Below are 23,027 nucleotides of genomic sequence, written 5' to 3'. Positions count from 1 at the left end.
GTTCGCAAGAGATGATTCACCTAATGGTTGCAGAAGTTGCGGGCGTTCGGGGTCCATTTGCCGAAGCCGGTGGCGACCATATTGGCGATGACGCGGCAGACATAGAATTTCTGCGCGGGGTCATTGTCGGGGCCGGCGTGGTAGCGGGCGACGGCCATCGACCAGCTGACATGACGCGCATGCAGGCTGGCCAGGAAGCGCGCGGCATAGTCGACATTCTGGCGCGGGTCCAGCATGTCGTCGACGCTGCGGAAATGCGCGGCGTGATAGTGATGGTTGATCTGCATGCAGCCGAGATCGATGAGTGTCTTGCCCTCGCGCCGGGCTGCTTCGAAGGCGGCCAGGGCCTCGGTGCGGTTCCTTGGAAATACCGCTTTCCCCTCTATATTCAACGCATTAGGCTGCAGGCTTCCCTTCTTGCCGGTCTCGGTCAGTCCGACCGCATAGAGGATGCCGGCCGGCACGCCATAGCGATCGGCGGCACGCAAAATCTCGGGCTCGCAAGGGTTGGTGGCGGCGGTGGCCGGCTTGGTGGCGAGGCTAGATAAACATATCGTCGCCAGCACGCTCGCGAGCAGGCGCGCCAGCGCGGCCGAATTCCTGGGCATCGTCATTGCGGTTTCTTCCCGACTGGTGGCCGCCCGAACCCGTATTGTTGCCGCTCGAGTTTCCGGGCTGAAAAGCGGACTGGTCGCGGCCTTGCGGCATTGGATGCGAGTTCGCTGCATCGCTGCGGGCCGCTGCGTGGATCGCTATCGAGGGTTGCAGGATGGTCACCTTGTCGACATCGAAGCCGAGCCCGCGCAACGACTTCACGATGGCGTCGCTGTCGGTGGCGAGACGGCGGTAAGCCTCATGGGTTTCGGGCTTCAATTCTATCGAAAGTTGTTCTCCGGAAAGCCTGAGACTGGCGGTGACCATGCCGAGCTCTGCCGGGTGAAGCTCGATCTTCAATATATGTGTCGGAACGGCAACAGAACCGGCCGTCTGGGCGGTCGTCGACGGCGTCGAAACCGCTTGCCGCAGGCCGTTATCCGAAGCCAGCGCGTCGATAAGCGCCGAAGTCGTTTGGTTTATCGGACTATGCGCCGGCGCGGGGAAGCTCTGTTCGGCGACAATGTCGACGCGCGCAGCGAATGGCGGCTGTTTTCCCTGTGTGGACGATGCCGCGGAATGGGCTCCATCGACGGACTTCGCCGACGGCGCGGACCGTTTTGCCTCGGGTGCCGAAACGTCGCTTGCCGTCTGGCCCGCCGGTAGAGGAGGCGTCGGACCATCCTGGTGCGGCAGTTTGCCGGACTGGAGCCCGATCGCGGGCAGCTTTTGCCCCTGATCCTGTGCGGAAACGCTGGTACCGGGCTTGGCCCGTTCCGATCGCGTCGTCGTGTCGAGTCTGTTGTCAATGCCGGACGCTGCGCGGTGTCTCTTCAGAGGCGACGTCTGTGCAGAAGTGGCCTCGCCAGCGGGCGCCGGTTGCCCAGTCTGTCCATTCGTCGCGATGCCGTTCCCGCTTGTCCGGACCGTTGAGAAATGCCTGATATCGTGCAGCGCCAGCACCAGTGGCAAATGATCCTGCAGCGATCCTGCATCCGCGTCTCGTCCGGCCACCTCAGCGTCCTTGGATGGTTTGTCCGGGCCACTATCGGCATGTTCTTTTGCGGCCTTGCCGGCAGCGGATTTCGTCCCCGTTTTGCCAGACTGGGTGTGTGGGATTTCGCTTTTGCCGGGACCGGCAGGGCTGCGTTTGGCCCAATGCAGCTCGTGCGACGCGGCCTCAATTGCTCCCTGGCCTATCGGTGTCGGCGCATCGTCGTCGCCGCGCACCATGTCGCCGAAGCTTTTGTCGCCGCCCTTGGCGTTTGAGGCCGACTGCTTCGATCCGGCGTGCGCGGGAGCCGGCAGGGCCTGGCCAACATTGGTGGTCATTTCGGGGCTGCTCCAAGCATCTGGTCGATCAAATCGAGCTGGTGACGCGTCCTCGCCATGGCGGCGTCGGTGGGATCGGTAGGCTCTACTGCGGCGGGGGCCGGCACCGATGCCGGCACGACCGGAGCCGCATCGCTGGCCGAGGCGACTGCAGGCGTTTCCGCCGCCTTTGGCTCGGGCGTGCTCGGTGCCTGCGCGGCCGGCTCACTTGCCGCCTTCGGTTGGTCGGTTGCGGGCTGTTCACTCGACGTTGTGGCGGCTGGCTGTTCCGGCATCGCGCCTTCGACCGGCGGCAGCTCTGGCTCGTCGGGTCTTTCCACGGCCGCGGTCTTGACCGGCTCCTGCCTGGCCGCGGCAGGTGCGGGCTTTTCGGCAGGCAGCGGCGCCGGCGGGGCGATGACTTCACCCGCCACGGCCTGCGCGGCATCGAGCAGGTCGCGGTCGCTTTGCGAAAGCTGGTTGCGATCGATCTTGTCCAGCTTGGCGCGGACCTCGCCGATGGTGCCGGACGTTACCGTGGACAGGCTGGAATAGAGCTGGGCGCGCGGATCGTCCTGATTGTGGATGCCGTCGCGGCCCCGTTCAGCCCTGGCCGAGGCAAAGGCGGAGAGATCGGCAAAGCCGTCGATCGCGGCGCGGCGGGCGATGCGCAGATAGATCACCTTCTCGCGTTCTGGATCCATCATTGCGGTGATGTCGGCGAGCTTGTCCTGGCTGATCGCCATGTGCAGCGTGATGACGCCGGAGACGAAGGCGTCGGCGAACTGGCTGGCATAGGGCGAATAGAGGTAGTCTTCGACGTATTGGGTTGAGGCAAGCGCGAAACGCGCACCGTCGCCTTGCGCGGCGGCGATGCCGACCGAGCGGCGCAGTGCTGCTTCCTCGACCAGCGTGCCGGGGCTGAGCAGGCGAGCATCGTCGAGCAGCGCAAGCGCGCTGACCGGTTGCTCGGTGGCGAGAAGCGAGCCCTTGACCAGCGCCAGAAAGGCACCGACATCGGGGGGCAGGGTCATCGGATCGATCGGCTTCAGCGCCTCGATCGCAGCCGCCTGCCGGCCGTTCAGATAATCGACAATGCCCTTGGCGATGGTCAGGCTTTGCGGGTCGGTCTTGGCGCGCGACACCGCCGCCTCGACGGTGACGGGGTTGCCGCCACTCATGCCATAGACCAGCAAGGCGCGAAAATTCTTCGGGTCGCTGAAATCATCTGCGTCCGCCGCGCGCAGCCTTGTGTCGGCCATTTCGAGCAGCTTGGCCTGCATCGGCAGCGCGGCGTGATCGCCGGCGGCGATGCGGTCCTGCACAAGCTGCAGCGAGCGCACCAGCTGATAGGGCTGCAAGCCGTCCTCGGCGAAGGCCGATGGCGGATGGACAGCGCTCAGCAGCAGCAGCCCGACGGCGCGGCCGATGATGGCGGCGCGCCTCATCCGTCGGTCGCCATCAGGATTTCGATGCGGCGGTTCGCGGCCGCCATCGGGTCGGCTGCAATTTTCGGCTCGCGATCGGCGAAGCCGGCGACCTCGGTGATGCGGCGCTCGTCGACGCCGCCGCGCACCAGCATGTAATAGGCGGAATGGGCGCGCGCCGTGGACAGCCGCCAATTGTCGTAAGTGTCGCTGCGGAACGGCCGCGCGTCGGTGTGGCCGTTGATGCTGATCGTGCCTTTCTGCTCGTTGACGATGCGGCCGATCTTTTCCATGGCCAGCACCAGTTCACGCCTAGGCACCGCCGATCCGATCTCGAACATGCCGAAATCGAACTGGTCCGTGATCGAAATGACGACACCCTTGTCGGTGGCTTCGACGGAGACGCCATTATGCAATTTGTCGCCTGGCTTGAAGGCCTCGGCCAGTTCCTGCTTGACCTGCGCCGCGGCTCTAACAGTGGCGGCCGTCGGCGCTTTTTCCGCGGCTTCGGGTTTGGGTGCGGGTTGTGCTTCGGCGGCTTCGGCCTTTGCAATTTCGGCCTTCGCTGCTTCAGCCTTGGCCTCTGCTTTGGCTTCAGCCTTGGTCAGCGGCTTATCGGAAACGGATTTCGCCAGCGGCTCGAGCGGCGCCGCGGCCACTGGCGGCGCGGCCGGCACGGCCTTCACCTCCGCCACTTGCGTCTGTGCCGCCTTGTCACCCGGCTTCAGGGGATCGCCTTCGATCTTGGTGCGTTCGGCGGTGGCTTCGGCGCCTGGTGCAGCCACCTGCTGCGACCAGAAATCCGGCGCGAACGGGTCGCGGTAGGATTGGCCGCCGGATGCGCCGGTAGCCGGGCCGGACGCCTGCGCGCCGCCATCGCCCTTCTCGCTGACATTTTGCATGACGCCGGTGTCGGTGGCGATTTCCGACAGCACCGCATAGGGATCGGCAAACAGATGCTCGTCGGAAAGATCCGTCTTTGGCGCCGATTCCTTCGATTGCTTCTTGTCGGAAGTACCGGCGCCGCCGACGCCGTCCTGTCCGGCCTTGCTGGTCTTGTCCCGCGGGTCGTCCGCCGTCAGCCCGACCTTGCTCGGGCCATCGCCGAGGTCTTCGAGGCCCTTGCGGCTGGCGTTGCGATCGACCAGCTTGACCGGATTGAAGTAGCTGGCGACGGCTGCCTTGGTCTGCTCGTTGGCGGCGTTGATCAGCCACATGACGAGGAAGAAGCACATCATGGCAGTCATGAAATCGGCAAAGGCGATCTTCCAGACGCCGCCATGGTGGGCGTCGTCGTGGTCGTCGTGGTTGCGCCGCACGATGATGATCTCATGCCTGGCGTCTGCGGCCTCGACAACGCTCATGACGTCCACTCGTTCGTAAGAGGGCCCTCGCTCATGACAGGGCCTCCGACAAGGCGGCCGACCATTCGGCAATGCGGGTTTCGAACACCGCTTCGTCAATGGCGACGGTAAGGTCGAAGCCGGGCGCCTCGACGAAATCGAGATTGGCCGCGCGTGGGCCGAGCGAAGCCTTCAGCGTCTCGAACAATGACAGCGGTCCGCGCACGGCGATGCGCACCGCCTCGCTGTCGCCGACGGCTTCGCGGATCGTGCCGGCAAGGGTTTCCAGCGAACGCTTCTGCAGATCGTCGCTGACAAGGCCGCCAATGATGCGCGCAATGGTGGCGCCGACGAGGTCGCTGACCTTGGCCTCCATGATCTCGATGCGGGCAGTGACGACCGCGCCGAGATCGCCGCCGAAACTTTCTAGAAAGGCCTTTGCTTCATCGGCGTTGGCCTGTCTCTGCGCCTCGAGCGCTGCCTGGTGGGCGATGGCAAGGCGGGCTTCAAGGGCGGCTTCGGCATCGATGACCGCTTCGGCGATCAGCGCGCCGATGTCGGCCTGCGGCGCCGACGTCTCCGGCCTTGGCTCGGCCATGGCGGCGAGCGAGGGCTGGCCGGCACGCTGGCTGCGTGCGCCGAAATCCGGCAAAAGGTCGAAAAGCGCTGCCGAGGCCATGGTCTATACCGCTGCTTCCTGGGCCGCCCATTTGCGCAGGATCTGCGCGGTGCGCTCCTCATTGATGTCGACCATGCGGGCAAGCCGCTCCTGCGGCGCCGGCCTGATCTTCTGACGAAGATCGTCGAGTGGAGTCGGGCCTGGGCGGCTGCCGGGCAAGGCAGCCGGCGCCTGTTCGGCGCTGGCGGCTTCGGGTGTCGGCAGTGAACGCTGGACGTCGTCGAAGCTCGGACCGGCAAGTGCCGGCGTCGGCCGCGCGCTCAGCGCGGTGGCCATCGGCCTCAGGCCGAAGAAGGCGACCAGGAACACCACGACGATGAAAGCGCCGGCGTTGATCATCGTACCGGCATGGGTTCCGATCGACGCCATTATGCCCGGCTGTTCGACCGCCTCGCCGTCGAGCCCGTCGATGAACTCGACGGCCGAGACATCGATGATGTCGCCGCGCTTGTCGTCGAAGCCAGTGGCCGAAGCCACCATCTTCTGGATGTCGGCAACGCGCTTGGCGATCTGCTCGGGCGTTGCGTCCTTGCCGAGGATGGTCATCAGCCGCTGCTGATTGACGACGACGGCGATCGACATCTTGGTGACGGAATAGCCGTTCGAGACTGTGGCGATCTTCTTGGAGTTGATCTCGTAATTGGTGATCTCCTCCTTGCGATCATTCTCCGATGACGTCTGCGGACCATCGGTGCTGGTCGCCTGGGTCTCGGGCAGGTTCTGCTCGACGGTGGCCGGGGTCGAGGCCTGCCTCTGATTGCTGTTTTCGTTGGCGCGCACCGACTGCACGGAACGCTCCACGCGTGACTCCGGATCGAAGATCGTCTCTTCGGTCTGGCGGGTGTCGGTGTTGACATCGGCCTTGACGCTGGCGCGGAAATTGTCGGGGCCGAGATAAGGCGTCAGCGCGCGGCGGATGTTGTCGCCGATCTGCGCCTCGACGGTCTGCTCGACGCCGAGCGTGCGGGCAGCACTTGTGTTGGAGGGATCGTCGCCGGCGGCGAGAAGGTTGCCGTTGGAATCGAGCACGGTAACCTTGTCGGCCGACAGGCCCGGCACGGCGGCGGCGACGAGATGGCGGATCGACATGGCGCTCTTTTCGGCGTCGATGCCGGAATAGCGGATGACCACCGAGGCGGAGGGTTGCTGTTCGTCGCGGCGGAAATTGGCGCGCTCGGACATGACGATGTGAACGCGGGCGGCCTTGATGCCGGATATCGACTGGATGGTGCGGGCGATCTCGCCTTCCAGCGCGCGCACGCGGGTGATCTGCTGCATGAAGGAGGTCAGCCCGAGAGAACCGACATTGTCGAACAGTTCGTAGCCGGCATTGGCGCTGGTCGGCAGGCCCTTTTCGGCGAGCAGCATGCGCGCCTGCGCGGTGGTGCCGGCCGGCACCAGCACGGAGGTGCCGTCGGAGCCGACGTCGAAGCCGATGCCGGCTTCGCCGAGCACCAGGCCGATCTGGTTCACGTCGGAGCGATCAAGCCCGACATAGAGCGTCTCATAGGCCGGGCGGTTGAGATAGACCGAGCCGATGCCGATGACGGCCATCACCAATGCGGCAATGCCGGCCAGCATGGCAAGGCGCCTGACGCCAAATGCCCTGAGATTCGAGATGATGCTCTGGATCTGTTGCGGCACGATTCAAGCGCTCCCAGCATGATATTCCGTGGGAACACTAGACCGCGAAGCTTGTGCGAAGATGATAGAGCATGTCGCCCGGAAGTGCAGCGGTTCCGGGTCAACGACATGCGTCAAAACACAGCCACAAAGCGAAAGGGCCGCGCTGTCGGCGCGGCCCTTCAATTCAAGAAGGAGAAAGCCGGGTCAGGCTTACTGCTTGAACAGCGCCAGGATCGACTGCGAGTTGCCGTTGGCGATCGACAGCGACTGGATGCCGAGCTGCTGCTGGACCTGTAGGGCCTGCAGCCGCGTGGATTCCTTGTTCATGTCGGCGTCGACCAGCGCGCCGACGCCCTTGTCGATGGAGTCCGAGAGGTTCGACAGGAAGCTCTTCTGGGTGTCGATGCGCGACTTGGCGGCGCCGAGATAGGCGGCACCCGTGGACAGCTTGGCAAGCGCCGTTTCAACGGCGCCGAGTGCGGTGTCGATGGCCGCCGGGAGGACCTGGGTGGTGCTGGGATCGAAGAAGGTCGTCGCCAGCAGAGCGCCGACGATGCCGCCAGTGCCAGGAAGATCGAGAACCTGCGTGTCGGCCGCCTTGACGTCGATGGTGTCGATGGCGACGGTCGTGCCGGTGCGGTTATAGGACGCGACGATCTTCAGGTCGGAGGTCGCGGCAGCGTCGTTCTGCAGCAGGTTCGAGCCGGCATAGGAGGCGTTGGTGACCGACGACTTGATCTGGTCCTGGATGGCCTTAATTTCGGTCGCGATCTTCTGCTGGTCGTCCTTGCTGGCGCTGCGCGCAGTGACCAGCTTGGCCTTGATCAGGTCGACCTGGTCCTTGATGTCGGTGATGGCGGTGTAGGCGGTGTCGACCTTGCCGGCGCCGAGGCCAAGCGCGTCCTGAACGGCCGAAAGCGCCTTGTTGTCGGACTTCATCGTGGTGGCGATCGACCAGTAGGCGGCGTTGTCGCTGGCGGTGGCGACGCGGTAGCCGGTCGAAATGCGTGACTGGGTGGTTTCAAGCTGCTTGTTGGTGTTGTTCAGGCTCTGCAGCGCGGTCAGAGCCGAAGCGTTCGTCATGATGCTAGCCAAGATATTTACCCCTTTTCAAACACTGGCGTGTCCCGAACACGCCGGATCAACTTCATCAAGGGGGTAGGCATAAGCCCTCGACCGTATGGTCTGCCCGCCATGGAATGGTTAACCATGACTACCGGGATATGGTTAACGGCCTGTTAAACCAAGCCATTCAGGGCGCTGGCCAAGAGCAAAAATCGGCAGCCATTTAGCAAGAAAATCAACAGCCGCAAAAAGAAATCGGGCCGCGCTGTTGGCGCGGCCCGACGGATGGTGTCAGTCGTAATGTCGAGAGATCAGCCGCGGAAGAGCGACAGGATCGACTGCGAGTTGCCGTTGGCGATCGACAGCGCCTGGATGCCGAGCTGCTGCTGGACCTGGAGGGCCTGCAGACGGGTCGATTCCTTGTTCATGTCGGCGTCGACCAGAGCGCCGACGCCCTTGTCGATCGAGTCCGACAGGTTCGACAGGAAGCTCTTCTGGGTGTCAATGCGCGACTTGGCAGCGCCGAGCGAGGCAGCGCCGGTGGACAGCTTGGCAAGCGCGGTTTCAACAGTGCCGAGCGCGGTGTCGATGGCGGCGGGGGTAACCGCCGTGGTGCTCGGGTCGAAGAAGGCAGCGGCGAGCAGGCCGCCGACGATGCCGCCCGTGCCGGCGACATCGAGAACCTGCGTATCGGCAGCCTTGACGTCGATGGTGTCGATGGTGACGGTCGCGCCGGTACGGTTGTAAGCCGCAACGATCTTCAGGTCGGACGCAGCGGCAGCGTCGTTCTGCAGCAGGTTCGAGCCGGCGAAGTTGGCGTTAGCGACCGAGGACTTGATCTGCGCCTGGATGGCGTTGATTTCGGTCGCGATCTTCTGCTGGTCTTCCTTCGAGGCGCTACGGGCAGTGACCAGCTTGGTCTTGATCAGGTCGACCTGGTCCTTGACGTCGTTGATGGCGGTGTAGGCGGTGTCAACCTTGCCGGCGCCGAGGCCGAGGGCGTCCTGCACGGCCGAGTTGGCCTTGTTGTCGGACTTCATCGAGGTCGCGATCGACCAGTAAGCGGCGTTGTCGGAAGCGGTGGCAACGCGGTAGCCGGTCGAGATGCGGGCCTGCGTCTGCTCGAGGGATTTGTTGGTGTTGTTCAGGCTCTGCAGCGCGGTCAGCGCCGAGGCGTTCGTCATGATACTGGACATGGCTACTCGTACCTTGATTTTTACAGGGTGTTTTTGACATACCGGCTTTTCCGGTATGACGGAGCGGCATCATGCCAATGATCGTGAGACCCGATCACCCGCCATCTGCGAGCAATATGCGGGCAAGTCCCTACCAAAGGGCTAAACGGGACGGTTAACCGGAAATATATTGCATAAAATTTTAGCAAGGCGCCAAGGGCGCGGACGGTCAGGTGAAGGAGCGCACCAGGCTGCCGACAAGCAGGTTCCAGCCGTCGATGAGGACGAAGAACAGGATCTTGAAGGGCAGCGAAACGACGGTCGGCGGCAGCATCATCATGCCCATGGCCATGGTGATGGTGGCGACGATCAGGTCGATGACGAGGAACGGCAGCACGATCAGGAAGCCGATCTCGAAGCCGCGGCGGATTTCGGAGATCATGAAGGCCGGCACCAGGATGCGCAGGTCGACGGTGTCCCTGGCAACGACCTGGCCGCGTTCGCGGGCGAGATCGGCGAACAGGTCGAAGTCCTTGTCGCGGACATTGTGCAGCATGAAGGTGCGGAACGGGTCCGAAATCTTTTCGAACGCCTCGGTCTGGCTGATCTGGTTGTCCATCAGCGGCTTGACGCCGGTGTTCCAGGCCTGGTCGAAGGTCGGCGCCATGACGTAGAAGGTCATGAACAGCGACAGCGAGATCAGGATCAGATTGGCCGGCGTCGACTGCAGGCCGATGCCGGCGCGCAGGATCGAGAAGGCGATGACGAAGCGGGTGAAGCTCGTCACCATGATCAACAGGCCCGGCGCCACCGACAGCACGGTGAGCAGACCGAACATCTGGATGATATAGCCGACGGTGGCGCCGTCGGCCTTGCCGATGCCGCCGAGATCGAGCTGCTGGGCGGCGGCGACAGAGGTGGCGGCGACGACGATCGCGGCGGCGAGGACGAGTTTTCTCATTCGAGCAGCAATGTCCTGATCAGAACCTGTTTGGCATGGCCACCGCTGCGGATTGCGGCGCGCTCCTCGAGGTCGGCTTTCAAATGCTGGTAGCCGCTGGCGCCTTCGATCTGATGCATCTTCAGGGTGCGGACCATGGCAAGCAGGTCCTGGTGAATGCTTTCGGTAAGTTCCGGCGGCTGCGGCGCATCGTAGACCACCGACGCTTCCAGCCTTATCCAGGTGTCAGCAGGCGAAGCCAGATTGGTGGTGATCGGCGCCAGCTGGACAAGCGTCGGCCCGGTGCCGGGAGCATGTTCGGCCGCCTTGCTCGGTTGCTCGGCATTGGACTGGTTCTCCGGTGCGGCGGGCACAGGCACCGGTCCCCCGACGCCCTTCAGATAGCCGCCGGACATCCAGCCCATGCCGATCGCGGCGCCCGTCACCGCCAGCAGCATCGCAAGCTGGATGACAAGCGACGGGCCCTTTTTTTGCTGAACCTGTTCGACATTTGCCACGGCGCCGTTCTCCAGTCCTAAAAGGGGAGGACTTGGTCGAGGATCTGCTGACCGTAAGCGGGCTGCTGGATTTCGCTGACGCGGCCGCGGCCGCCATAGGAGATGCGCGCCTCGGCGATGCGTTCATAAGAGATGGTGTTTTCAGCGCCGATATCGGATGGACGCACCATGCCGGCGATGGTCAGCACCCTGAGCTCGTAATTGACGCGCACCTCCTGTGAGCCCCGGATCATCAGATTGCCGTTGGGCAGGACTTCGGTGACGACGGCGGCGACGTTGAGCTCGAGGTTCTCCGAGCGCTTGATTTCGCCGTCCGCATTGGTTTCGGTGGTGGAGCTCAGCCCCGCGTCGCCCTTGCCGCTGGTGGTGGCACCTTCCCATCCGAGGTTGACGTCATAGCCGAGCTTGCGCCCGGCGGTGCGGCTGCGGTCGTTCTGGTTCTTGAAGTTGGCCTTGTCGTTGAGCTTGATCCTGACGGTGAGGATGTCGCCGTCGCGCAGCGCGCGTGGGTCGGTGAACAACCGGCTCTGGCGATCATCCCACAGCGAGAATTTCTTCACTGGCGCGGGTGGCGTTTCGGGATAGGAGTAGGGCGCATTGACGCTGCCGGTAATGCCGGTGCCAACCGGCGACAGCGCCGGCTCCCTGCCGATCTCCCTGGGGTCGGAGGCGCAGCCGGCAAGTGAAGCGGTGGCGACCAGGGCGAGTATATGCGACTTCATGACGGGTCTACCCTTCGCGCCGCGCTGGCCATAATGCCGGTGAGCGTGGCTGCCGCCTTCTGGTCCATTTCGTTGAGAATGACGCCGGCCTTGCGCGAATCGAGTTTCATCAGGATGGCGGCGGCGAGATCGGTGTTGACCATGGCCAGGCGCTCGGCCGCGGCATCCGGTTTCATGCCGGCATAGATCTTGACGACGCCATCCTCGGCGCGGGCCAGGAAAACTTCACGCCGCTTCAGCCATTGCTCGTATTCGGCGCGCTTGTCGTCCAGCGCCTTCATGCGGAGGTCGATGCCGGCCTGCAGCTGCTTCAGCTCTTCGGCCTGCAGCGCGTAACGGCGGTCGCGGGCGGCGTCGGCGATGTTGGAGCAGAAGCGCTGGATCTCGCTTTCATCGGGCACCTTCTCGCGGACCAGCTGCTGCACTGCCGCCGGCTGTTGCCCGCCAGGCAGAACCTGCCGCACCGCTTCTTCCGCGCGGACAGTGCGGCCGGCAAGGACGGTGGCGGCGATGACGCAAGCTGCCAAGGCTGCGCTGCGGCGGTGCTGCTTTTGGGAAAAGAAATCGATCATCGGCATGGCCTATTGGAGAACCAGATCGGCCTGCAAAGCGCCGGCCGACTTGATGCCTTGCAAAATGGCAATGATGCCGTCCGGCTTGACGCCGAGACGGTTGAGGCCCGACACCAGCGTTTCGAGGTTCGGTCCGTCGAGCACATTGACGCGGGCGTCAGGCCGCGTGGCATCGATGGTGGTGAAGGGTTCCTCCGCTGTCACGCCCTTGGAGAACGGTTCCGGCTGGACGATCTTCGGCTGTTCGGTGATCCGCACGGTGAGCGTGCCGTGGCTGATCGCCACCCGCGAGATCTTGACCTCGTTGCCGATGACGATGGTGCCGGTGCGTTCGTCGATGACGACGCGTGCCGGCGTGTCGGTCTCGACCACCAAATTCTCGATCTCGGCGTAGAAGCGCGCCGCCGAAACATTCTTCGGCCGCCTGATCTGCACGGTGCGTGCATCGCGCTCCGCCGCCACACGCATGCCGAAGCGTTGCGAGGTGTAGCCGTTGATGGCGTCGGCGATGCGAACGGCAGTGGAGAAATCGGGGTTGCGCAATTGCAAGGTGAGCAGCGCCTGGTCCTCGAATTCGGCGCGCACAGTGCGCTCGACGATGGCGCCGTTGGGCACGCGGCCGGCCGTCGGCACGCCCTGCGTCAGCTTTTCGGCATCGCCTTGGGCGGTGAAGCCGGAAACGATGACCGAGCCTTGCCCGACAGCATAGATCTCGCCATCGGCCGCCTTCAGTGGCGTCATTATCAGCGTGCCGCCGGCAAGCGATGTGGCGTCGCCCATGGAGGAGACGTCGATGTCGATGCGGGCGCCCGACTGCACGTAAGGCGGCATGTTGGCGGTGACGATGACGGCGGCGACGTTCTTGGCCCGCGCGCTGCCACCTTCGGTGGCGATGCCGAGATTTTCGAGCATGGCGCGGATCGACTGTTCGGTGAAGGGCGAATTGCGCAGGCTGTCGCCCGATCCGGCGAGGCCGATGACGAGGCCGTAGCCGATGAGCTGGTTGTCGCGCGAAGCCTGCAGCTGCGCAATGTCCTTGATGCGCGATGCGACCTGGCCGGGTGGCAGAGAGCTTGGGCCGTTGGAGACCCTGAACATGCGGTTGGTGGTGGCCGGATCGTATTCGGGATCGACAAAGGCGCCGCCATTCTGGCCGGCAAGATCGCGCTTTTGCTTCGGCGTAAGACCGTCGGCCAGCGCCGGCTGCAGGCCGACAACGGCCGCGAGCAGAAGGGCAGCTCCGCGTCTCATGACGCGCTGACCCGGATGGTGCCGTCAGCCATCACCGTGCCGGAAAAGATCTTGCCGCTGTCTGTGTTGCGGACCTTTATCAAATCGCCGGCGGCACCCGGCTGCAGCGACACCGCCGTGGCCGAAATGGTGAGGTCGCCGGCGATGAAATAGACCTGCACGTCGGCGCCCTGTTCGACCAGCCAGGCGTCGCGGATGGCGGCGACCGGGATATAGCGGCCGGGCAGCAGCGTGCGCTTGGCGACCTTGCCCTGGAGTTCCATGGCCCGCGTGGCGACCGCATCTGGCCTGTGCTTGCCGGGGAGCAGCGTCACCGGTTTCAGCACGCCGGTGTCGATCATCTCGCCGGGATAAATGACCCGGTTGGGGATCAGAACGATCTCGCCGGTTGCCTGACTGCTCGCGACCTGAGTGGTGGTCTGCTGGTCTGCGCTCTCCTGGGCAAACGCCGGCACACCGCCGGCCACCAGCGCCAGGATCAGCGCGGTGCGGCAAAGCGCGGAGCGGAAGGCCGGAGAGACCATCAAATCTTACCTGATGTTCTTGGACACGACGGAGGCCATGTCGTCGGCGGCCTGGATGACCTTGGAGTTCATCTCATAGGCGCGCTGCGCCGAGATCAGCTCGGTGATTTCCTTGACCGGATCGACGTTGGAGGCCTCGAGATAACCCTGCTCGACCGAGGCGAAGCCGGGATCGCCGGGCACGCCGACATTGGCCGGGCCGGAGGCCGGCGTCTCCTGGAACAGATTGTCGCCGAGCGGCGCGAGGCCTGCTTCATTGGCGAAGTTGGCGAGCTGCAGCTGGCCCAGCAGCTGGAGGTCGGTCTGGCCGTCGATGCGGGCAAAGACCTGGCCGGTCTTGTTGACGACAACTTCGATGGCATCGGTCGGCACGGTGATGGCCGGGATGACATTGGCGCCGTCGACGGTCACCAGCTGGCCGGTGGCGTTGGTGTTGAAGGCGCCGGCGCGGCTGTAGAGTGTGCCGCCGTCGGCGCCCTCGATCTGGAACCAGCCGCGGCCGGTCAGCGCCATGTCGAAACTGTTGCCGGTCGAGGTCAGTTCGCCCTGGGTATGGACGTTGCGCACCGCCGTCGTCTTGACGCCAAGGCCAATCGACACGCCTTCCGGCACCAGCGATGAATTGGAGCGGTTGGGCACGCCCTGCGTGCGGTCGACCTGGTAGAGCAGGTCGGAGAATTCGGCGCGCGCGCGCTTGTAGCCGGTGGTGTTGATGTTGGCGATGTTGTTGGCGATCACTTCCAGATTGGTCTGCTGGGCATTCATGCCGGTCGCTGCGATGGCGAGTGCTTTCACGGCAAGTCTCCTCAGATGCCCATACGGCTGATTTCGAGATAGGCGGAGACGACCTTGTCGCGGATGGCGATCGTGGTCTGCAGGGCCTGCTGGGCGCTCATGACGGCGTCGACGACCTGACGGGTATCGGCGTCGCCCTTGAGCGCCTGGATCGAGACCTGCTCGGCGTTCTGCAAGGTGTTGACGGTCTTTGAAGCAGCCTGGCTCAGCGCTTCGGCGAAGGTGGCGCCGATTTCGCTGCCGGCCATCGGCGCCCTGGTGCCCTGGAACAGGTCGGTCGTGGTATCGGCGCCACCGATCTCCGGCTTGAGGGGAAGCGATCCGATACCGCCAATGCCGCTGATCATTACTGGTTCCTCATCAGGTCGATGGTCATGGAGATCAGATCACGCGCCTGCTTGATGACCTGAAGGTTGGCTTCGTAGGAGCGGTTGGCTTCGCTCATGTCGGCCATCTCGACCAGCACGTTGACATTGGGCATCTTGACGTAGCCCTTGTCGTCGGCGGCCTCGTTACCGGGCTGGAACTCGACGGGAAAGTCGCTGGGGTCGCGGTCGATCGAGTTGACCTCAACCGTCGTGCCACCCGAGGCACGGTCGAGTTCCGAGACGAAACTGATGGTCTTGCGGCGATAGGGGTCGGCGCCCGGCGTGTTGCCGGTCGACTGCGCGTTGGCAAGGTTTTCCGACACCACGCGCAAGCGGTCCGACTGGGCGCTGAGGCCGGACGCGGCGATCTTGAGAGCTGAGGTCAAGGCGTCCATGGTCAGCTCTTCACCGCCATCATCATCATCGAATGGAAGGCCTTGACGATCGCCGTGTTGAGTTCAAACGAGCGGCGGACCTCGCCGGCCTTCATCAGTTCGTTCTCGACCACTACCGTGTTCTTCGAGGGCATGATGGCGCCGGTCGTCTCTTCTGGCTTGACCGTGAAGCCGGCATTGGTGGCGGCAGTGCCGAGGTGGCCTGCCTGGGTGGCGGTCAGCGACACTGCCGTGCGGTCGAGCACCTTCTCGAACGGCTCGACATCGCCGGCGGTGTAGCCGGGCGTGTTGACGTTGGCGATGTTGCCGGCAATGGCGGACTGGCGCACCGACAGCCATTGCGACTGTTTGGCGGCGAGATCGAAAAGATTGACGGGCTCCATGGGGATCTCCGGGCTGGTACGAACAAGACTAGGCTGCCAGTCTTGCGCGGACCTTGCGCGAGCCGGGGGGTAACCCGGTGTGCCGCTATTTGGAGAGTTCGATCACCTGGTCGGTGCTGGTGACCATGACCCACTTGCCGCTGCGTTGCTCGATCGACGAGACGACGCTGGAGTCTGGCAGCTTCGACCCGCGCTGGACGATCCACAGGCCGGCATCGTCCTCGATCATGGCGCGGCCATTGGCGACATGAACCATGCGAAATTTGGCGTCCGCCGGGAAGGGCTGCTCGTCGACGCCGGGAGGCCGGGTCTTGTCCTCGGGGTCCTGCAGCGTGCCGGTGGCGAACAGGTCGACATCGGGAACATCGTTTGCCGTCAGCGGCTGACCGCTGTTCTCCATCTGCGAGCCGCCGCTGACCCGCCCTGCATTGGTGCCGCTGCCGCCGAACTTGATCGCCTGCACGCCGAACTGGTCCTGATTGAAGAAGATATACCAGGGAAACAGCGCGCAGATCAGGCCGAGCGTGATGCCGAGCGCGGCAAAGACGATATCACTGCGGCGGTCGGATTTCTTGTCGAGCCTGGGATATTGCGGCCTTGTCGGCTGCGGCCATTCGGTGACCGGGAACAGCCCGTCGAGAAGCGAGTCACGACTGGTCTCGATCGCTTCTTTGGGGCCGGCGCGAGGGGCCCTTGGCAATTCAGGCTTGACGACGCTGGGCAAGGCAGGCTCGGCCAAGCGAGGCACAGTGGACTCGACTACGCTGGCTACCCTGGGCAAGACTGGCCTGGCGGCCCTGGCCAGAATGGCCTCAGCCTTGGCGACCTTGTCGAGATCGGCCTTTGCCCTGACAGCTCTCGCTTCGTTGGCCCGGGCTTCCTCGGCGGCACTGGCCTCTGCGATCATCTCGCGCAAAAGCCGCTCGGTGTACTGAAGCTCAGTCTCCTGCATCGACACTTTGCTTGCCTTTCAGATGACGGGCGAGGTCGGAGAATGCGTCGCTCGAGGCGCGATCCCTGGGCGACTGCGTCAGCGCCTCGTAGATCAGCGGCACCTGGCGCACGGCAATATCGAGCTCGGCGTCGGCGCCGCCCTGATAGGCACCGAGCAGGCGGATGTCGCGGGTGTCCTCGAAGCGCGAGATCATCGATTTCAGCCTGGTCACCAGCATGCGTTGCTCGGGGCTCCATGCCTTGTCGGCGAGGCGCGAGATCGACGACAGCGGATTGACCGGGGGGTAGCGGCCCTGTTCGGCAATGGCGCGGTCGAGCACGACATGGCCGTCGAGGATGCCGCGTACCGAATCGGCGACCGGGTCGTTGTGGTCGTCGCCGTCGACCAGCACCGAGATGATGGCAGTGATTGATCCCTGTCCTTTGATACCGGGGCCTTCAGCGCCCGGGCCAGCGCGTTCGAGCAGCTTAGGCAGATCGGTGAAAACCGAAGCGGGATAGCCGCGGGCGACCGGCGGCTCGCCGGTGCCGGTCGCTACCTCGCGCAGCGCATGGGCAAAGCGGGTAATCGAATCCAGCACCAGCAGCACGCGATGGCCCTGGTCGCGAAAATGTTCGGCAACGCGCATGGCGGTATCCGGCGCGCGCCGGCGCATCATGGCGCTCTCGTCGCTGGTAGCGACGACGGCGACCGTCTTGGCCATGCTCTCTGCGCCGATCGTGTCTTCGAGGAATTCGCGTACCTCGCGGCCGCGCTCGCCGATCAGCGCCACGACCACGGTGTCGAAGGCGTCGGCGCCGGCCAGCATAGCGAGCAGCGTCGACTTGCCGACGCCGGAACCGGCAAAGACGCCGAGGCGCTGGCCGAGGCAGAGCGGCGTGAAGATGTCGATCACCTTGACCCCGGTCGTGAAGGCGGTGCCGACGCGCTGCCGCGCCATGGCGCCGGGCGTTGTGCCGTCGCCGCTCGCAGCCTCGCCGATCCTGATCAGCGGCGGGCCGCCGTCGATGACGCGGGTCAGCGCGTCGATGGCGCGCCCGCGCCACGAAGCATGCGGCGTTACCGTCAGCGGGCCGCGGCGAAACACGGCGTCGCCGATGCCGGCGTCGGCGCTGCGTTCGAAAGGGGCGATGACGACTTCGTCGCGGCCGATCCTGACGATCTCGCCGCGGCGCGTGCCGGCATTGCCGCGCTGTTCGACGAGGTCGCCAAGCCTGGCGACTTCAGACAGGCCGCGCACCTTGTAATGCGTTGGCGAAACCTCCGAAACACGGCCGCCGCGCCGCAGCAACGTCTCGGTGTCATCGAAGCGGCGCCAGATCCGCTCCAGCGCAGCCAGCCGGTTTTCCGGTGCTGTCTCCGGTTGCCGTTCAAGCGCGCGTATCGATGATTTGCTGCTCGACATGCTGCTACGACTTGGAGCCGAGCGTCTTGATGGCGTCGTCGGTCGAGGCGTCGGTCTGGCGCATCAGCGCGGCGGTGTTCTCGAAGGCGCGCTGGACCATGATCAGGCGCGTCATTTCGAGCACCGGATTGACATTGGATTCCTCGACATAGCCTTGCGCGACGCCGAGATCGGAACGGTCGGTGACCGGCTCCGGCGCACGCGCGGGCACGATGCCAGAATTGCCGTAGCGGACGAAGTTCGGACCGGGGTCGAAATTGAACAGGCCGATGGCGCCGACAAGCTTGTCGCCTTGGCGCAGCGAGCCATCGGCGCCCGCCTTGGGCGGACCGTCGCGCGGGTCAAGCTGGATCGGCGCGCCGCCGGCATCCAGCACCGGATGGCCCTCGAGCGACATCAACTCGCCGTTCTCGTTCATCGAAAAACGTCCGTCGCGCGTCATCACGGTGCCGGCCGGGGTGTCGATGCCGAACCAGGCATCGCCCTGGACGGCGAAGTCGAACGGGTTGCCGGTCTGCGTCATCGCGCCATGCGCGCCGGACAAATAGGTCTTGCCGGAGGAGGCGAAGGACACCGATTTGGGGCCGCTGCCGGAGACGACATCCTCGAACTTCACGCCGGTGGCGCGAAAGCCGATGGTCGAGGCGTTGGCGACATTATCGGCGATGGTGTCGAGACGGCGCTCAAGCGCGATCTGCGAGGAAAGGGCGACGTAAAGGCTGTCCTGCATGGTGTTCTCAGAATCTCAGTTTCTGCATGGCCATCATCAGATCGGTCGAGATGCCGACGGTGGTCGGCTGCGCAAACAGCACACCGATCGATGTCTGGGCGGTCGAGGTCGGATGATTGATTTCCCAAAGGCTGGTGAAGCGGGTGAGGAATTTCTCGAGCTTGGCCGGGTCGGTGAAATCGGTGAGGTCGAGCTTTGCCTCGAAGGCCTGCGCCTGCTTGTCGATATCTGCGGCAGCGAAGGAATCGGGCAGGCCGATGGCGGTGCGTACCACGCTGGTCAGGGCCGTGTCGGCCAGCACGTCGTACCAGTTGGTGATGGTCGAGGCCTTGCGCTCGAAATAGAGCGCCAACCGCACGCCCTCATTGGTCTTGCCGGCGTCTTCTTCCAGGGTCTGGCGCATGTATTTGTCGACCACCGGCTGCTGCGACGGGCTGCGGGTCGTTGCCGCTTCGCCGTAGGCCTCGAAATTCAACGAGGTGGCGAGCCTGGCATAGGCCTTGTTGGAGAGCTTGTTGGCGACACTGGCGGGCTCACGGACACCGCCCTCAAGGACATCACGGACGAGATCCTTGTTGGTGGTCGCCGGATCGAGCCCGCTTGCGGACAGAGCATAGTTATAAAGGCGGCTGTCGGCCATCAGGTCGTCGACCGATTTCACCTTGGTGATGTTGGCGAGGTAGTAGCTGGTCTCGGCCTGGACGGCGTCCGCATTCGGCTTGATGAGGCCAAGACTGGACTCGGTCGTGTAGAGCTTCGGCGTGGTCTTCAGCACCGCGTCGCGCGTGGTCGTCTGATCGCCATACTGGGCAAAATCAAAGGCGCTGACGAAGTTGGCGTAGCTCTTGTCGGTCAACAGGTTGGCGGGACTCAACGGATCGGTGACGCCGCCATTGACCATGGTGCGGATCTGCTTCGTCGTCTGGGTCGATGCATCAAGCCCATAGGCAGCCATGGCGAAGGTCAGCAGGCGCTTGTCCTTCAGCAGGTCTTCGATGGACTTCACCTTGGAGATGTTGGCTGCGTAGTAGTCGGCCTCGCCCTTGATGTATTGCGCGGTCGGCTTGACGAGCAACAGTCCGGTTCCGCCGATCACAGCCTTCGGCACCGCCTGCTGGACGGCGTCGCGCGCCGTAGCCTGGTCGCCATATTGGGCAAAGTCGAAAGCCGCGACGAAAGCCGCATAGCCCTTGTTTGTCGACGTGTTCGCGGGGCTGTTCGGGTCGGTGACGCCGCCTTCCAGCATGGCCCGCACGGTCGCAGCCGGCTCGGCGTCGGCGTCCAGGCCGAACGCGGCCATCGCATAGGTGAGCAGGCGATCGTTGCCCATCAGGTCGTCGATCGATTTTACGTTGGAGATGTTGCTCAGGTAGTACGAGGTTTCGCCCTTGTAGTAGGTGAAGCCGTTCTGCGAAGGGCCGACCGAGACCTGGAGGCCGTAATTGTTGGTCACGCCCTGCTGTGCCGAATTGTAGCTCGTGGCATTAGCGCCAAGTGCGGCGAAATTGAAGGCCGACACGAACTCGGCATAACGCTTGTCGCTCAGTTTGTTGGCGAAGCTGTCGGAATCCGACACCCCTTCCTTCAGCGCTTTGACCATGAAGGCCTTGGCGTAAGCCATGTCGCCGAGACCGAAGGCTTTCATGGCATATTTGAACAGCCGGTCGTTCTTGACGAAATCGTCGATCGATTTCACGCTGCCGATGTTGGCGAGATAGTAGTCGGTGTCGCGCTTGGTGATCGGCTCCGCCTCGATGCGGTCGATCGCCTTGGGGATGTCCCTGGCGATGAGCTGGTAGCTGGTAAAAGTGCTCAACACGACATGCCTCCGGTCGCAGCTTCAAAAGCAAGACTATGCGGACTTGCTTGCGCGAGGCTGAATCGCTTCACCTTGCATGATTCAAGCCTCACACAAGGCACGGGGGCTATCGGTTAGGCCTGACGTGATGCGGAAGGATCTGGCGTGGGCATTCTGATCGGACTTGTGGTGACGCTCGGCTGTGTTCTCGGCGGCTTCATGGCGATGGGCGGCCATCTGCATGTGCTGATGCAGCCTTGGGAAGCGGTGGTCATCTGTGGCGCCGCACTTGGAACCTTTCTCGTCGCCAACCCGATGAAGACGGTCAAGGACACCGGCAGGGGTATCCTCGAAGCGTTCAAGCAGGCGGTGCCGAAGGAGCGCGACTATCTGGAGACGCTGGGCGTGCTGCACAGCCTGATGCGCGAACTGCGCTCGAAGTCGCGCAGCGAGGTCGAGGCGCATATCGACAATCCGGAGGAATCGGCGATCTTCCAGGCATTCCCGACCGTGCTCAAGAATCACGATCTGACGAATTTCATCTGCGACTACTGCCGCATCATCATCATCGGCAATGCCCGCTCGCATGAGATCGAGGCGCTGATGGACGAGGAAATCCAGACCATCAAGTCCGACAAGATGAAGGCTTACCACGCGCTGGTGGCGGTGGGCGATGGTCTGCCGGCGCTCGGCATCGTCGCCGCCGTGCTCGGCGTGGTCAAGGCGATGGGCGCGCTCGACCAGTCGCCCGAAATCCTCGGCGGCCTGATCGGCGCCGCCCTTGTCGGAACCTTCCTCGGCATCTTCCTGTCTTATGCGGTGGTCGGACCGGTTGCCACCAAGATCAAGACGGTGCGCGAGAAGAAGAATCGCCTCTATATCATCGTCAAGCAGACGCTGCTTGCCTACATGAACGGCGCTCTGCCGCAGGTGGCCATCGAGTTCGGTCGCAAGACCATCTCGTCCTATGAGCGGCCGACGATCGATGCCGTCGAGCAAAGCACGATGAACACAGCTTCCGCCGAGAAGAAAGCGGCTTGAGCCATGCATGACGACAGACAGGACCGCACGCCGTCATGACAAGTCCTGGCAGCCCCTCGCAAGCCCGCTCGCTGATCATCGAGCGTCTGGTCGGTGACAGCGGTGAGGCCGCTCATGTCATCGGCACCGGGCGCTCGATGGGGGAGCGCGCGCTGCCGCTGCTGCAGAACAGCCTAGCCGGCGAGCTCGGCGCACCGGTCACCGTCGACCTGCGCGCGGTCGAGATCAGCCGTGTTCCCGATGCCCGCACGAATGCCGGCGATGCCTTTGCCATGGCCATCATAGCATCGCCGACGTCTTCGGATGCGATGACGCTGGTGGCTGATGCGCCGGCCATCGCCGTGATGGTGTGCGCGCTGTTCGGCGGCGATCCGGATCAGCCGGTTTCGCCGATCGAGCGCGCTCTGTCGCAGATCGAGACCGATGTCGCGACCACGGTCTTCCAGGAAGTTGCGCAGGCGTTGAACGGATCGGGCCGGCGCTCGCTCGAGCTGCGGCTGCCGGTGCCGCGGGCGCTTTCGGGCAGCGAAGCCAAGCGTCGCGTGCTGCGCGATGGCGCGGCGGTGCGCATCGTCTTCGGCATCTCGACGCCGACCGACAGCGGAACCGTCACGGTGATGATTCCGCAGCGCATCCTGCTGGCCACACGCGGTATCGCCGATGTCCACGACAGCGAAGGCACGACCTCCGACTGGCGGGCACGTTTTTCCGAAGAGGTCATGCGCTCGACGGTGACGCTCGAAGCGACCATGCCGCTGGCCCGCCTGACGCTCGGCGACCTCGCCGGCTTCGAGCCGGGCCAGATCATCGAGTTCGAGGAAACCGCGCAGTCGCATGCCAAGCTGAGCGCGCGCGACAAGACGCTGTTTGTCTGCGAGTTCGGCAAACTCGGGCAGAACTACACCGTTCGGATCAGGCATCCTTACGATGCCGGTCAGGATTTTATCGATGGGCTCATGCCGGGCTGACGCCGGGCAAGCTCAAGCATTTGGAGACGACTTATGGCCAAGACCAAGGTGGAAGCCAATATCGACCAGCCGGACGAGCAGCTCGACCGCGCCATCGAGGAATTGCGCGGCGTCCTTCAGGAGGAGGAAAAGCGCCCCGACGCCGCCTTGCGGGCTGCCACGTCCGGCGCCAATTCGAACATCATCATGAGCATCCCGGTCGATGTGCAGATCATCCTCGGCAGTACGGAAATGCCGGTGTCGGACCTGATGGCGCTGCAGAAGGGCTCGACGGTGGCGCTCAACCGGCGCATCGGCGAACCGGTCGATGTCGTGGTCAACGGCCGCAAGATCGCGCGCGGCGAAATCACCGTGCTGGAAAGCGATCCGTCGCGCTTTGGCATCAGGCTGACCGAAATCATCGCTGCCGCCAAGAGCGCCTGAGGATTAGACGACATGCGGT

General features: G+C 64.1%; 25 protein-coding genes. 3 read left to right on the top strand and 22 right to left on the bottom strand.

Annotated elements, in window-relative coordinates; genetic code table 11:
* Positions 1-20 precede the first annotated feature (20 nt).
* From AC3CCE_RS05770 to AC3CCE_RS05665, 22 genes are all read right to left on the bottom strand, one after another.
* The gene (locus AC3CCE_RS05770) at positions 21-608 is read right to left on the bottom strand and encodes a transglycosylase SLT domain-containing protein (RefSeq protein WP_373432824.1); all 588 of its coding nucleotides are present in this window, start codon (positions 606-608) and stop codon (positions 21-23) included.
* Complete coding sequence (gene fliK / locus AC3CCE_RS05765; RefSeq protein WP_023686354.1) at positions 541-1,926, bottom strand: flagellar hook-length control protein FliK; 1,386 nt, start codon at positions 1,924-1,926, stop codon at positions 541-543. The genes AC3CCE_RS05770 and fliK overlap by 68 nt, the downstream gene beginning before the upstream one ends.
* Entirely contained in the window at positions 1,923-3,353 is a 1,431-nt protein-coding gene (locus tag AC3CCE_RS05760) for a chemotaxis protein (protein ID WP_023744229.1), read from the bottom strand. The genes fliK and AC3CCE_RS05760 overlap by 4 nt, the downstream gene beginning before the upstream one ends.
* Positions 3,350-4,696 (bottom strand): MotB family protein, encoded by a 1,347-nt coding sequence (locus AC3CCE_RS05755; RefSeq protein ID WP_023686352.1) that lies wholly within the window; start codon positions 4,694-4,696, stop codon positions 3,350-3,352. The genes AC3CCE_RS05760 and AC3CCE_RS05755 overlap by 4 nt, the downstream gene beginning before the upstream one ends.
* 31 nt (positions 4,697-4,727) lie before the next feature.
* Positions 4,728-5,354: a hypothetical protein gene (locus AC3CCE_RS05750; protein WP_023686351.1), complete on the bottom strand. Its 627-nt coding sequence runs from the start codon at positions 5,352-5,354 to the stop codon at positions 4,728-4,730.
* A 3-nt stretch (positions 5,355-5,357) separates the two neighbouring features.
* Positions 5,358-6,998, bottom strand: a complete 1,641-nt coding sequence (gene fliF / locus AC3CCE_RS05745) for a flagellar basal-body MS-ring/collar protein FliF (RefSeq protein ID WP_023686350.1) — start codon at positions 6,996-6,998, stop codon at positions 5,358-5,360.
* 192 nt (positions 6,999-7,190) lie between these two features.
* Positions 7,191-8,075 carry a flagellin N-terminal helical domain-containing protein gene (locus AC3CCE_RS05740; protein ID WP_023683302.1) on the bottom strand — a complete coding sequence of 295 codons (885 nt, stop codon included), beginning with the start codon at positions 8,073-8,075 and terminating at the stop codon, positions 7,191-7,193.
* A gap of 281 nt (positions 8,076-8,356) precedes the next feature.
* Positions 8,357-9,241: a flagellin N-terminal helical domain-containing protein gene (locus tag AC3CCE_RS05735; protein ID WP_023683303.1), complete on the bottom strand. Its 885-nt coding sequence runs from the start codon at positions 9,239-9,241 to the stop codon at positions 8,357-8,359.
* 208 nt (positions 9,242-9,449) lie between these two features.
* Entirely contained in the window at positions 9,450-10,181 is a 732-nt protein-coding gene (fliP, locus tag AC3CCE_RS05730; protein WP_023710973.1) for a flagellar type III secretion system pore protein FliP, read from the bottom strand.
* On the bottom strand, positions 10,178-10,678 hold the full coding sequence (locus tag AC3CCE_RS05725) for a flagellar basal body-associated FliL family protein (RefSeq protein WP_023673655.1): 501 nt from the start codon (positions 10,676-10,678) through the stop codon (positions 10,178-10,180). The genes fliP and AC3CCE_RS05725 overlap by 4 nt, the downstream gene beginning before the upstream one ends.
* A 17-nt stretch (positions 10,679-10,695) precedes the next feature.
* Positions 10,696-11,400, bottom strand: coding sequence for a flagellar basal body L-ring protein FlgH (gene flgH / locus AC3CCE_RS05720; protein WP_023673654.1), 705 nt, complete (start codon positions 11,398-11,400; stop codon positions 10,696-10,698).
* Positions 11,397-11,978: a MotE family protein gene (locus tag AC3CCE_RS05715; RefSeq protein ID WP_488377112.1), complete on the bottom strand. Its 582-nt coding sequence runs from the start codon at positions 11,976-11,978 to the stop codon at positions 11,397-11,399. Before AC3CCE_RS05715 ends, flgH begins: the two co-directional genes overlap by 4 nt.
* A 3-nt stretch (positions 11,979-11,981) precedes the next feature.
* A complete protein-coding gene (locus AC3CCE_RS05710; protein WP_352624282.1) occupies positions 11,982-13,223 on the bottom strand; it encodes a flagellar basal body P-ring protein FlgI in 1,242 nt (413 codons plus the stop codon).
* The gene (gene flgA / locus AC3CCE_RS05705; protein ID WP_023714018.1) at positions 13,220-13,747 is read right to left on the bottom strand and encodes a flagellar basal body P-ring formation chaperone FlgA; all 528 of its coding nucleotides are present in this window, start codon (positions 13,745-13,747) and stop codon (positions 13,220-13,222) included. The genes AC3CCE_RS05710 and flgA overlap by 4 nt, the downstream gene beginning before the upstream one ends.
* Before the next feature lie 6 nt (positions 13,748-13,753).
* Entirely contained in the window at positions 13,754-14,542 is a 789-nt protein-coding gene (gene flgG / locus AC3CCE_RS05700) for a flagellar basal-body rod protein FlgG (protein WP_023686343.1), read from the bottom strand.
* Positions 14,543-14,553: 11 nt separating this feature from the next.
* Positions 14,554-14,889, bottom strand: a complete 336-nt coding sequence (gene fliE, locus AC3CCE_RS05695) for a flagellar hook-basal body complex protein FliE (protein ID WP_023701074.1) — start codon at positions 14,887-14,889, stop codon at positions 14,554-14,556.
* A complete protein-coding gene (gene flgC, locus AC3CCE_RS05690) occupies positions 14,889-15,305 on the bottom strand; it encodes a flagellar basal body rod protein FlgC (RefSeq protein ID WP_023686341.1) in 417 nt (138 codons plus the stop codon). The genes fliE and flgC overlap by 1 nt, the downstream gene beginning before the upstream one ends.
* Positions 15,306-15,307: 2 nt before the next feature.
* On the bottom strand, positions 15,308-15,688 hold the full coding sequence (gene flgB, locus AC3CCE_RS05685; protein WP_023683310.1) for a flagellar basal body rod protein FlgB: 381 nt from the start codon (positions 15,686-15,688) through the stop codon (positions 15,308-15,310).
* Positions 15,689-15,773: 85 nt separating this feature from the next.
* Positions 15,774-16,640 (bottom strand): hypothetical protein, encoded by an 867-nt coding sequence (locus AC3CCE_RS05680; protein ID WP_352510414.1) that lies wholly within the window; start codon positions 16,638-16,640, stop codon positions 15,774-15,776.
* A complete protein-coding gene (fliI, locus tag AC3CCE_RS05675) occupies positions 16,627-18,048 on the bottom strand; it encodes a flagellar protein export ATPase FliI (protein WP_023710976.1) in 1,422 nt (473 codons plus the stop codon). Before fliI ends, AC3CCE_RS05680 begins: the two co-directional genes overlap by 14 nt.
* 4 nt (positions 18,049-18,052) lie before the next feature.
* Positions 18,053-18,778: a flagellar basal-body rod protein FlgF gene (flgF, locus tag AC3CCE_RS05670; protein WP_023671749.1), complete on the bottom strand. Its 726-nt coding sequence runs from the start codon at positions 18,776-18,778 to the stop codon at positions 18,053-18,055.
* A 7-nt stretch (positions 18,779-18,785) separates the two neighbouring features.
* Positions 18,786-20,597 (bottom strand): DUF1217 domain-containing protein, encoded by a 1,812-nt coding sequence (locus AC3CCE_RS05665; protein WP_352624278.1) that lies wholly within the window; start codon positions 20,595-20,597, stop codon positions 18,786-18,788.
* A 144-nt stretch (positions 20,598-20,741) separates the two neighbouring features.
* Here AC3CCE_RS05665 and motA point away from each other — a divergent pair, with 144 nt between their 5' ends.
* From motA to fliN, 3 genes are read left to right on the top strand one after another with little or no spacing between them, the layout of a single operon-like run.
* Positions 20,742-21,617, top strand: coding sequence for a flagellar motor stator protein MotA (gene motA, locus AC3CCE_RS05660; RefSeq protein ID WP_023671751.1), 876 nt, complete (start codon positions 20,742-20,744; stop codon positions 21,615-21,617).
* A 35-nt stretch (positions 21,618-21,652) separates the two neighbouring features.
* Positions 21,653-22,585, top strand: coding sequence for a FliM/FliN family flagellar motor switch protein (locus tag AC3CCE_RS05655; RefSeq protein ID WP_352624275.1), 933 nt, complete (start codon positions 21,653-21,655; stop codon positions 22,583-22,585).
* A gap of 33 nt (positions 22,586-22,618) precedes the next feature.
* Positions 22,619-23,008, top strand: coding sequence for a flagellar motor switch protein FliN (gene fliN / locus AC3CCE_RS05650; RefSeq protein ID WP_023671753.1), 390 nt, complete (start codon positions 22,619-22,621; stop codon positions 23,006-23,008).
* Positions 23,009-23,027: the final 19 nt, after the last annotated feature.

This window comes from Mesorhizobium sp. P160187, from assembly GCF_057766425.1.
The sequence above is the reverse complement of the archived record's forward strand: the minus strand, read 5'-3'. Positions and strand labels throughout refer to the sequence as shown.

What these genes read in the sequence shown, in the direction of transcription:
- fliN (WP_023671753.1), top strand. Translation starts at nt 22,619, where the DNA reads ATGGCCAAGACCAAGGTGGAAGCCAATATCGACCAGCCGGACGAGCAG.
- AC3CCE_RS05680 (WP_352510414.1), bottom strand. Translation starts at nt 16,640, where the DNA reads ATGCAGGAGACTGAGCTTCAGTACACCGAGCGGCTTTTGCGCGAGATG.
- fliK (WP_023686354.1), bottom strand. Translation starts at nt 1,926, where the DNA reads ATGACCACCAATGTTGGCCAGGCCCTGCCGGCTCCCGCGCACGCCGGA.
- flgH (WP_023673654.1), bottom strand. Translation starts at nt 11,400, where the DNA reads ATGAAGTCGCATATACTCGCCCTGGTCGCCACCGCTTCACTTGCCGGC.
- flgC (WP_023686341.1), bottom strand. Translation starts at nt 15,305, where the DNA reads ATGGACGCCTTGACCTCAGCTCTCAAGATCGCCGCGTCCGGCCTCAGC.
- AC3CCE_RS05715 (WP_488377112.1), bottom strand. Translation starts at nt 11,978, where the DNA reads ATGCCGATGATCGATTTCTTTTCCCAAAAGCAGCACCGCCGCAGCGCA.
- flgF (WP_023671749.1), bottom strand. Translation starts at nt 18,778, where the DNA reads ATGCAGGACAGCCTTTACGTCGCCCTTTCCTCGCAGATCGCGCTTGAG.
- AC3CCE_RS05735 (WP_023683303.1), bottom strand. Translation starts at nt 9,241, where the DNA reads ATGTCCAGTATCATGACGAACGCCTCGGCGCTGACCGCGCTGCAGAGC.
- AC3CCE_RS05755 (WP_023686352.1), bottom strand. Translation starts at nt 4,696, where the DNA reads ATGAGCGTTGTCGAGGCCGCAGACGCCAGGCATGAGATCATCATCGTG.
- AC3CCE_RS05760 (WP_023744229.1), bottom strand. Translation starts at nt 3,353, where the DNA reads ATGAGGCGCGCCGCCATCATCGGCCGCGCCGTCGGGCTGCTGCTGCTG.
- AC3CCE_RS05770 (WP_373432824.1), bottom strand. Translation starts at nt 608, where the DNA reads ATGCCCAGGAATTCGGCCGCGCTGGCGCGCCTGCTCGCGAGCGTGCTG.
- fliP (WP_023710973.1), bottom strand. Translation starts at nt 10,181, where the DNA reads ATGAGAAAACTCGTCCTCGCCGCCGCGATCGTCGTCGCCGCCACCTCT.
- fliI (WP_023710976.1), bottom strand. Translation starts at nt 18,048, where the DNA reads ATGTCGAGCAGCAAATCATCGATACGCGCGCTTGAACGGCAACCGGAG.
- AC3CCE_RS05655 (WP_352624275.1), top strand. Translation starts at nt 21,653, where the DNA reads ATGACAAGTCCTGGCAGCCCCTCGCAAGCCCGCTCGCTGATCATCGAG.
- fliE (WP_023701074.1), bottom strand. Translation starts at nt 14,889, where the DNA reads ATGATCAGCGGCATTGGCGGTATCGGATCGCTTCCCCTCAAGCCGGAG.
- flgB (WP_023683310.1), bottom strand. Translation starts at nt 15,688, where the DNA reads ATGGAGCCCGTCAATCTTTTCGATCTCGCCGCCAAACAGTCGCAATGG.
- flgA (WP_023714018.1), bottom strand. Translation starts at nt 13,747, where the DNA reads ATGGTCTCTCCGGCCTTCCGCTCCGCGCTTTGCCGCACCGCGCTGATC.
- AC3CCE_RS05750 (WP_023686351.1), bottom strand. Translation starts at nt 5,354, where the DNA reads ATGGCCTCGGCAGCGCTTTTCGACCTTTTGCCGGATTTCGGCGCACGC.
- AC3CCE_RS05710 (WP_352624282.1), bottom strand. Translation starts at nt 13,223, where the DNA reads ATGAGACGCGGAGCTGCCCTTCTGCTCGCGGCCGTTGTCGGCCTGCAG.